This is a genomic window from Salipiger sp. HF18 (assembly GCF_011806505.1).
Lineage (GTDB): Bacteria > Pseudomonadota > Alphaproteobacteria > Rhodobacterales > Rhodobacteraceae > Salipiger > Salipiger thiooxidans.
The window spans coordinates 1-1,170 of sequence record NZ_JAATOS010000798.1 but is presented as its reverse complement, the minus strand read 5'-3'; the positions used below and the strand labels follow the sequence as shown (position 1 = coordinate 1,170).

At 62.1% G+C, this 1,170-nt stretch carries 1 protein-coding gene and 2 pseudogenes; 1 reads left to right on the top strand and 2 read right to left on the bottom strand.

Annotated elements, in window-relative coordinates; translation table 11 throughout:
• Window positions 1-139: 139 nt before the first annotated feature.
• Both HC022_RS28870 and HC022_RS29955 read right to left on the bottom strand, forming a co-directional pair.
• Complete coding sequence (locus HC022_RS28870) at window positions 140-694, bottom strand: RNA polymerase sigma factor (RefSeq protein ID WP_008885605.1); 555 nt, start codon at window positions 692-694, stop codon at window positions 140-142.
• 48 nt (window positions 695-742) lie between these two features.
• A pseudogene (locus tag HC022_RS29955) lies at window positions 743-847 on the bottom strand (NepR family anti-sigma factor); the annotation flags it as partial.
• 114 nt (window positions 848-961) lie between these two features.
• Between HC022_RS29955 and HC022_RS27045 the strand changes: the two are divergent.
• Window positions 962-1,170, top strand: a pseudogene (locus tag HC022_RS27045) (response regulator); the annotation flags it as partial.

The following is a 1,170-nucleotide window of genomic DNA, read 5'->3' as shown; positions in this document are numbered from 1 at the left end:
GATCGGAACGAGCGCCAGCGTCAGGAACAGGATCATTCGCGCCGCAAGCCCCATGGGCCGCAGTCGCAGGCCGGCCTTGTCGTTCATTATTCCCAGCTCGCTTCCGTCCTGTTTCCCAGCCGCTCCCGGCGTCGCGCAATCAGCGCGCCGCCGGACGTGCTCCGGTCACCACCGCCATCGTGGCCTGGTCCGTCATCTCCAGACCCTCGTGTTCATCGAGGTTCAGGAGCTCGGTCAGCCTTGCACGCGCCCGGTTGACCCGGCTTTTGATCGTGCCCACGGCCACACCGCATGTCTCTGCGGCATCTTCATAGGAGAAGCCCTGCGCGCCCACAAGGATCAGCGCCTCGCGCTGTTCGTCGGTGAGCTTGACGAAGGCACGCCGGAAATCCGCGAGCTGAAGCCGTCCGTCGTGGGCCGGCTTCTCGGAGAGGCTTTCGGTGAAGATGCCCTCGGAATCGGAGACCTCGCGCCCCGCCTTCCTGCGGTTCGAATAATAGGTGTTGCGCAGGATGGTGAAGAGCCATGCCCGCATGTTGGTCCCGGCCTCGAAGGTCGAGATCTTGGACCACGCCTTGACCAGCGTGTCCTGAACCATGTCATCGGCGACCGCGCCGTTGCGCGTCAACGACAACGCAAAGGCGCGCAGCGCCGGGAGGTGATCGACGAGTTCGTCGCGTGGATCGCCGCTCATTGGGCCTCCCCGCCGGAAGACGGTTCTTCCTGAGAGCGCAATGAGATCAAGGAAACGGTCCGGCATTTTTTCGTCCAGCATGTCCTGATACCCCCGCCGCAGGTTCTCGTCGATGACCTCGGTCTCTTTGTCTTTTCTCCGCGTATGACCCATGTTGTCCTTGCTCTTTTAACTGCCGCGCCCGTGCATTATTTTCCACTCATGCCGGAACCAATGCAGCGATGCAGCGTTTGGTTCCCGAAAAAAATCGAAAAAAGGACGATCGATATGACAAAGGGTGACCTGAGTCAGGCCATCGGAGCAGCGCTTCCCTACCTGCGCCGTTACGCGCGTGCGCTGACCGGAAGTCAGACGACGGGCGACAACTACGCCGCCGCCACACTCGAAGCGATCCTTGCCGACCGCAGCAGCGCCGAAATGGCCAGCTCGCCCAAGGTCGGAATGTTCCGGGTCTTCCACGGCATCTGGGCCACCAC